The sequence below is a fragment of the Mycobacterium sp. genome (assembly GCF_050701675.1).
In the GTDB taxonomy this organism is placed as follows: domain Bacteria; phylum Actinomycetota; class Actinomycetes; order Mycobacteriales; family Mycobacteriaceae; genus Mycobacterium.
Window position 1 is genome coordinate 1 of sequence record NZ_JBOGDD010000540.1, and the last position, 7,522, is coordinate 7,522.

The 7,522-nt window shown below is 64.8% G+C and carries 8 protein-coding genes; 4 read left to right on the forward strand and 4 right to left on the reverse strand.

Features of this window, described 5'->3' with window-relative positions; genetic code table 11:
• Positions 1-111: 111 nt before the first annotated feature.
• The 3 genes from ACRDUX_RS16260 to lysA are packed head-to-tail and all read right to left on the reverse strand — an operon-like array spanning position 112 to position 3,404.
• Positions 112-1,113, reverse strand: a complete 1,002-nt coding sequence (locus ACRDUX_RS16260; RefSeq protein ID WP_526415046.1) for an amino acid ABC transporter permease — start codon at positions 1,111-1,113, stop codon at positions 112-114.
• Positions 1,100-2,044: an ABC transporter substrate-binding protein gene (locus tag ACRDUX_RS16265; RefSeq protein ID WP_526415047.1), complete on the reverse strand. Its 945-nt coding sequence runs from the start codon at positions 2,042-2,044 to the stop codon at positions 1,100-1,102. Before ACRDUX_RS16265 ends, ACRDUX_RS16260 begins: the two co-directional genes overlap by 14 nt.
• Positions 2,045-2,102: 58 nt before the next feature.
• Positions 2,103-3,404 (reverse strand): diaminopimelate decarboxylase, encoded by a 1,302-nt coding sequence (gene lysA / locus ACRDUX_RS16270; protein WP_526415048.1) that lies wholly within the window; start codon positions 3,402-3,404, stop codon positions 2,103-2,105.
• 173 nt (positions 3,405-3,577) lie between these two features.
• Between lysA and ACRDUX_RS16275 the strand changes: the two genes are divergently transcribed.
• The 3 genes from ACRDUX_RS16275 (at position 3,578) to ACRDUX_RS16285 (ending at position 6,395) form a co-directional block, all read left to right on the forward strand.
• Positions 3,578-5,179, forward strand: coding sequence for a PucR family transcriptional regulator (locus ACRDUX_RS16275; RefSeq protein WP_526415049.1), 1,602 nt, complete (start codon positions 3,578-3,580; stop codon positions 5,177-5,179).
• A gap of 92 nt (positions 5,180-5,271) precedes the next feature.
• Positions 5,272-5,418, forward strand: a complete 147-nt coding sequence (locus ACRDUX_RS16280; protein ID WP_526415050.1) for a hypothetical protein — start codon at positions 5,272-5,274, stop codon at positions 5,416-5,418.
• A gap of 20 nt (positions 5,419-5,438) precedes the next feature.
• Complete coding sequence (locus tag ACRDUX_RS16285) at positions 5,439-6,395, forward strand: COX15/CtaA family protein (protein WP_526415051.1); 957 nt, start codon at positions 5,439-5,441, stop codon at positions 6,393-6,395.
• Here ACRDUX_RS16285 and ACRDUX_RS16290 read toward each other — a convergent pair.
• A complete protein-coding gene (locus ACRDUX_RS16290) occupies positions 6,345-7,292 on the reverse strand; it encodes an ATP-grasp domain-containing protein (RefSeq protein WP_526415052.1) in 948 nt (315 codons plus the stop codon). The two genes, ACRDUX_RS16285 and ACRDUX_RS16290, sit on opposite strands and share 51 nt — an antisense overlap.
• Positions 7,293-7,310: 18 nt before the next feature.
• On the opposite strand from ACRDUX_RS16290, the gene ACRDUX_RS16295 reads away from it, so the two are divergent.
• Positions 7,311-7,522 (forward strand): alcohol dehydrogenase catalytic domain-containing protein (locus ACRDUX_RS16295; protein ID WP_526415053.1); only part of this gene is annotated, 212 nt, incomplete at its 3' end.

Genomic DNA, 7,522 nt, shown 5'->3' on the forward strand with positions numbered 1-7,522 from the left:
CACTCAGGGTGATCCCCTTGAGGACGTCGACTTTGCCGAAGCGCTTGCGCACCCTCCGGGCTGTGAGCAGCGGCTCGGCAGACGCCTGCACGCTGCCGTCATCGATGGTGGTCATAGCGACTCCTTCTCTGCGACCGGCGGCTTGGGCTGCCGGCGCAGAAGAGCGACGACCCGACCGATCGGCGTTGGTCGGAGCACGCGACTCCCGCGGCCGAAGTGCCGCTCGAGGTAGTACTGCGGGACTGACAACACAGATGTCAAAGCCAGATACCAGCAACTGACCACCACCAACAGCTCAACCTGGCGCAGGTTCTGTGCCGAGATGCGCTCGGCGACGGTGTAGAGCTCGAGTACGGCGATCAAACTGAGCAGCGCGGTGTCCTTGAGCATGGAAATGGTCTCGTTGCCCATCGGCGGGATGATCACGCGCATCGCCTGCGGAAGTTCGACCTTGACCAGTGTGAACAACGGCGTCATGCCCAGGGAGTACGCGGCCTCCTTCTGACCAGGGTCAACCGAGAGCATTCCCGCGCGCACGATTTCAGCAGAGTATGCGGCCTGATTGGTCGTCAGCGCGATGACGCCGGCAACGAACGCGGGGATGAGGGTGTTCGTGTCGGCGGCGAACACAGTGAAGTCGGTGAACGGCACGCCGAGGCTGATCTGTTTGTACAACAAGCCCAAGTAGCCCCAAAACACGATCTGCACCAGCAGCGGGGTTCCTCGGAATACCCAGATATAGAGCCACGCCAGGCCACTCATCACCGGGTTGCTCGAGAGCCGCATGAGGGCCAAGACGACGCCGAGGATGGTCGACAGCACCATCGCCAGAAAGGTCAGGATGATCGTCAGCACGGCGCCGTGCACGATCTGACCGCTGAACATGAAGGCGGCGATCGTGCCATGGTCGACGTTCTTGTTGTTCCACAATGACGACGCCAACCAGATGAACCCGAGCCCCAATGCACCAGCCGCGACCCACCGCCACGTATGTCGCAAAGGAAGGGCGACGATGTCGTCGTCGGACTCACCGTCGGCCGCCGGCAGTGGGCTCAGGTCTATCGGTGGGCGTCCTCCGGGGGCGTCATAATCGGTGAGGTCACTCCGAGGCACGGTTGATCCCGGCCTTGTCGATCGCAAAGTCCGACAGCTTGTACTTGTCCAGAAGCTTGGCGTAAGTCCCGTCGTCCATCACCGATTGCAGAGCCATGTTGAGGGCTTTGGCCAGGTCGTCGTTGCCCTTGAGCAGACCGATTCCGGTGTAGACCGGGTTGTAGCCCCCTGGGTGCTCTACATCCTTGACCAGCTCGAATGTTTGACCACCCCCGGCAGTTTCAGCTGCATAGGTTCCCACCGAGGCGTCGACGACGTCGGCGACCGCCTTGTTCGAACGGACGGCGGTCTGGGCGTCCAGCTCAGTCGGAAGCTGCACGAGATTGATCGGGCCGGCGCCCTCTGCCTTGCACTTGTCGGCATAGCTTTCGAGGAGGTCACCCTGAACCGTGGCCTTCTGGACCGCGACGTTCTTGCCACACAGATCCAGGATCCGGGTGATGTTCTCTGGATTGCCCTTCTGCACCACGATCACGAACCCAGCGTGGAAGTAGTCGACGAAGTCGAGGACTTTCTGACGTTCAACCGTGTCGTTCATGCCGGCCATGATGATGTCGTGCTTGCCTGCCTGCAGCGAAGGCACCGCGGTGTCGAAGGTCTGCTGGACGAACGTGAACTTCACCCCGAGCTTGGCACCGAGCGCCTGGGCGAGGTCGTAGTCGAAGCCGGTCGGATTCTGGTTCTCGTCCAGCATCTCCATCGGCGGGTTGGGCATGTCGGCGGCGACGTTGATCCCCGACTCCTTGTACTTGGCAGGCAACAGCGCCGCCGCCGTGGCGTCGACTTGGACCGACGTGCTCGAACCAGCCTCTGTGCTGGTCGCCGAGCCCGATCCGCCACCGGAGCACCCCGACAACACCAGCGCGGTCGCGGCACCCATCAACACGGTGCTGCCAAGAACACGGGTACGGAATCTGTTCGTGGTTGTCATGGTCGGTCTCCTTCATGTGATGGTTCGCGGTTCGGACGTGTGATCAGCTGGTGGACCTTCACCACCGGCGGGTGAAGGCCGGTTGGTGTGTTTGCAACATGTCTTCGTAGGTCTCTCGACGCGCGGCCAGCGAGGCCTTGCCGTCCGCGCAGAAGACGATCGGCGGAATCGGCGCGCCGTTGTAGTGGTTGGCCATCGTGTAGCTGTAGGCCCCGGTCACGGGTATGACGACCAGGTCACCGACCTTCGGGTCGACCAGCTTGGCCCCACCCACCATCAGGTCCCCAGACTCACACTGGCGGCCGACGACGTCGCAGACCGTGTCTGGTACGCGGTCCATCGTGGTCGCGACCACGGCGTGGTAGCGCTGGCCCGTCAGCGCGATGTCCAAGTTGTCGGCCATTCCCCCATCGACGGCTACGAACGTCTTGCCGGTGTGCTTGACCGCGTTGACGCGGTAGAGGGAGACGCCCGCTCGAGCGACCAGGGAACGCCCTGGCTCGATGATCAACCGTGCCCCGGCCGGCAGATGTGCGCGTGCTGCGTCCACCACGGCGTCGAGGTACTGCTCCACACTCGGCGCCGGCTGGTCCTCGGTGTATTGGACACCCAATCCGCCACCGATGTCGTAGGTCTCGAAGGGCCCCAAATCGGCAACCGTCTTCACCGCGTCGGCGAATGGCTCGGTCTCCAGCACTTGGGAACCGATGTGAACGTGGATCCCCTCCAGGCTCAGGAACGGGTGCGTCGCGATGCGCTTCGCCGCCAATTCCACCTGTTCGCGGGGCAGCCCGAACTTCGAGTCAGTGCCACCAGTGAGCTGTGATGCGTGGGTCCGGGGGGCAATTCCCGGCGTCAACCGGATCATCACTGCCTGCGGCCGCGTGGTCAGTGTCTCCAGTCGAGCGAGCTCGTCCAGGTTGTCCACGATGATGGATCGGATTCCCGCCTGCAGTGCCATTTCGATCTCGGCATCGGACTTGGCGTTCCCGTGCATGTAGATGCGGGCTGGGTCGACACCAGCTGCCAGCGCCATCATCAGCTCGCCACCGCCGGCGACGTCGACGCCGAGTCCCTCGGACTCGGCGATCGCATACATGGCAACTGCCGGAAGCGACTTCGAAGCAAACAGCACCGTTGAACGCGGCCAGCGGCTTGCCAACCCATCGATGAAACGTCGGATCTGGCGACGCAGACCCTGCTCATCGATGACATAAGCGGGGGTGCCGAACTCCTCGGCCAATTGGCTGACTCTGCAGCCGCCGATAGTGAGTTCACCCGCCTCGGTGAGGTCCGAGTCCTCGGGAAAAACGCCAAGGACGTCAGCGGGGGGAAGACGGAGTGATTCGGTGGTGCTCACGATGTCCTTCTGTGTCTCGGGTTTCGACGCTCGAGCTGGCTGACACTCGAACGGCATCTGCCAGCGTCTGCAGGTTGTTGGTGTGGTCTCAACCTGCTTCGAGCAGTGTGAGCCCCGCAACCCTGAGTGGCAGTTGTGTGTTTCGACAAGTCTGGCTCGATTAACCTAGCCAAATGGATGAGGTTCACAGGAGACACCGCGAACCGTCGGCACTGACCGTCGCGGCCTTAGTCGACACGGTGGGAACCGTCGTGATTCGTCCCGTGCCCCACGCCATCGGACTCGGGAACATTGTCAGTGCGCCGGTGATCTTCGACCCTATGGACGAACTGCCCGACAGCCCCGGAGGTGTCCTGCTCATGGTGGGCCTCGCACCCAAATCCACGCAGGTCAGCACAACGATGCCGGCTGCCGCCGAACGTGGATACTCGGCCGTCGTGGTAAAGGCCAGGGGGCAACCGCTTCACGACGTCGCCGACGCAGCAGAGACGGCGGGCATCGCACTCTTGGTTGTCGACGAGGCGGTGCCCTGGCGGCACCTAGACGCGCTGATCATGGCCGTGACCAGCAACCACTCTCGGAGTGACCCCAGCGACACCGGCAGTGGCGACCTGTTCGTACTCGCCAACGCGATCGCCACCGCGCTGGAAGGAGCGGTCGCAATCGAGGACCTCGATCGCAACGTCCTGGCCTACTCCAACCTGGAGCAACACAAGGTAGACCGGACGCGCCGGATCGGAATCCTGGGCCGCCGCGTCCCTGACATGGACAAGAACATCAGGCAGTACCGCGAGGTCCTACTCGCTGAGGGGGTGGTCCATTTCCCCTACGACCGAACCGACGGAGAGTTGCCCCGTTGCGCGGCTGCGGTCCGGGCCGGTCGACAACCGGTCGGGTCCATCTGGGTGATCGAGGCGGATCAGCACGTCGGACCCGATGGTGAGACCGCGCTGAAGGACGCTTGCCGGCTCGCGGCCATTCATATCCTGCAAGCCCAAAGCGCGGTCGATATCGAACGGCAGTTGCGGGCGGAATGGTTGAGGTCGCTGCTCGAGGGGCACGGTTCGCTCCTGACCACGGCAGCTCGGTTCGGTATGACCGCCGGCGTGCCCTCAGTCGTGGTGGCGTTCGGCTTCCCCGCCGGACTTGGATCCTCGCCCCTGCTCCCGCAGCTGACCACCGCGGTAGAACAGTACTGCGGCGTCTTTCGGACGAACGTCTCCTGCGTCGCTATTGGCCGCACCGTCTACGTGCTGTTCCCATCTGTGCGCGACGAGGAGATGCCCCGCCGGGTGGCCACAGGTGCATCCATCGCGGTCGAGGCCCGCCTCGGCCATCCAGCTCACGCCGCCATCAGTTCCGCTGGGCTAGGGCACTCCGCTTTACACCAGCTGCGCCTTGAGGTCGATCAGGTACTCGCCGTCATCGGATCCGCCGACTCCACGCCGTCCGTTGCCACAGCCACCGACATCCACGCCCAAATCCTGCTAACCACCCTCGCCCGCGAGTTCGCCCGCAACGAGACACCGCTCCATTCCGGAGTCCGAGCCCTGCTTGACCATGACCAAGCACGAGGGACCCAGTACCAGTCGACCCTATGTACCTACTTCGGCGCACTAGGCGACGTCGCCGAGACCGCCCGACAACTGAATATTCACCCCAACACACTGCGCTACCGACTGCGACGAGCCGCAGATGCCTTCCGCGTACCTCTCGATCACCCTGATGACATCCTCACCACATGGCTACAACTGCGTCTCGCACCCAAGGGTTGAGCACCTCGACGGCGTCGCGTACCCGGACATCGACGGGTTAGCCGAACGATAACCCGACCCCGGCGGTTCAGCACGCCTGGGCGAAGGTGTGGGTGGCCGTGTTGTGGCATCGGGTGCTGCCCACCGGCGATCCGATCACCGACGAGCTGGCCGTCCGGCTGACGGACCCGGCGCTGGTCCCGTTCGTGGCGCCACGCCGAGCCGGCAACCTGACCCTCCCTACTACGGCGTGTAGTTAATGGTCCTCTACGATCGGCCAGTGGGCGTCGGACGGGTTTTCCAGCGAGCGGTCGATCTGCTGCCTCTGCCAATCTTGCGTACCCAACGTCTGATCGCCGCGCTGGTCATCCTGACTCAGGGCGGTATCGCCGTCACCGGGGCCATCGTCCGGGTCACGGCCTCTGGCCTTGGCTGCCCCACCTGGCCACAGTGCTTCCCAGGCAGCTTCACGCCCATAGCGGTGGCCGAGGTGCCGGTGATTCATCAGGCCGTCGAGTTCGGCAACAGGATGATCACCTTCCTGGTGGTACTGACCGCAGCCGCCGCGGTGCTGGCCGTGACACGGGCCCGTCGCCGCCGCGAAGTACTCGTCTACGCATGGCTGATGCCCGCATCGACGGTATTGCAGGCCGTGCTCGGCGGCATCACGGTGCTGACCGGGCTGCTGTGGTGGACGGTCGCGATCCATTTGCTGGTCTCCATGGCGATGGTCTGGCTGTCGGTGCAGCTGTTCGTCAAGATCGGCGAACCCGACGTAGGCGTCTCGAGCCTGGTAGTACCCAACCCGCTGCGTCATTTGACGTTCCTCAGCGGCGTCGCCCTCTCGGTCGTTCTCGTCACCGGCACCATGGTGACCGGCGCAGGCCCGCATGCCGGCGACAAGAGCATCGACGCACCGGTGCCGAGACTGGGTCTGGACATCGTGACCCTGGTCTATCGGCACTCGTCGTTGGTGACCGCGTACGTGGCTCTGCTGATCGGGCTCGGCTTCGCCCTGCTCGCCGTGCGCGCGCCACGGCCGGTGACTCTGCGCCTGGTCGTCCTGCTCGTGCTGGTCGCCCTGCAGGGCATGGTGGGGACCGTGCAGTTCTACACCGGTGTTCCGGCAGTCCTGGTTGCCGTGCACGTCCTCGGCGCGGCCGCCTGTACGGCCGCGACGTCGGCGCTATGGGCGTCGATGCGACAACGGGCCGAGCCCGAGCCGATCCAGGGCTGACTCGACCGCGAGCGCGAAAGCTCGCTGCCGGTCGGCGCGGGCGGGCTCGTCGAGCTGGCGCCAGCCCAGCGACGGTTCGACGAGTTCGAGCTCCAGTAGCCGCGGGTCGTCGCGATCGCCGATGACGTCGACGCGGGCGTACAGCAGTTCTGAGACGTCGACGTCCAGCTTCGCCGCCGCGGCGCCCAGTGCGGCGTGCCCGACGTCCCACAGTTCGAAGTCCGGCTCTGCGGGCCGCAGGGATTCCTCGGCGTAGGTCCCTGATTCGTCCATGGCCGGACGCTCACCAGGAGCTGGCAGCAACGGGCCCTTGGTGAACGCGTGCGACTGCTCACCGCCGAGGAACACCAGCGCCGTCTCGCCGTCGGCGATCCGCGGATCATACGGCTGCACCAGCGCGGTCTGGCCGCTGTCGTGCAGCGCCAGCGCATGCTCGCGCGCCAGACCCGCGTCGGCGAACCGTTGAGCGCCGACCGATCCCGCTCCGACGGATGGCTTCACGACCACTTCTTCCGCGCGGCCGAGCGTGATGCACACCTCGTCCCCCGGCGCGAAGAACCGGCTCGGCACGGTCGGCACGCCCGCGTCCGAGAGATCCGCGAGGTATCTCTTGTCGGTGTTCCACGCGAGCACGCTCGGCGCGTTCAGAACGTTCCGGACGCGGGCGGTCCAGGCCAGGAACTCGTCAACCCGCTCCGTGTAATCCCAGGTCGCACGCAGGATCACCAGGTCGGCGTCGAGCGTCGCCGGGTCGTCCCACGCCAGCCAGCGGGCGTGCAGACCCCTGGATCGCAACGCGGGAACCAGGCCCGCATCGTCACCATCGCCGTCGACCAAGGCGCGGCAACCTGCGAGAACGATGCTGGGATGACGAACGTCGGGCCGCGCTAGCTTCACATTGGGATGATAGGTGTCATGTACGCGATCGAAGTATCAGAAACCGGCGGACCCGATGTCCTCACCTACGTCGAGAAGCCCAAGCCGGAACCCGGGGCCGGCCAGGTGCTCATCAAGGCCGATGCCATCGGCGTCAACTTCATCGACACCTACTTCCGATCGGGGCTGTACCCTCGCGAGCTGCCGTTCGTCGTTGGCACCGAGGTCTGCGGCACCGTCGAGGCGGTCGG

Coding starts and splice junctions, on each gene's coding strand:
- ACRDUX_RS16265 (WP_526415047.1), bottom strand. CDS start 2,044: ATGACAACCACGAACAGATTCCGTACCCGTGTTCTTGGCAGCACCGTG.
- ACRDUX_RS16275 (WP_526415049.1), top strand. CDS start 3,578: ATGGATGAGGTTCACAGGAGACACCGCGAACCGTCGGCACTGACCGTC.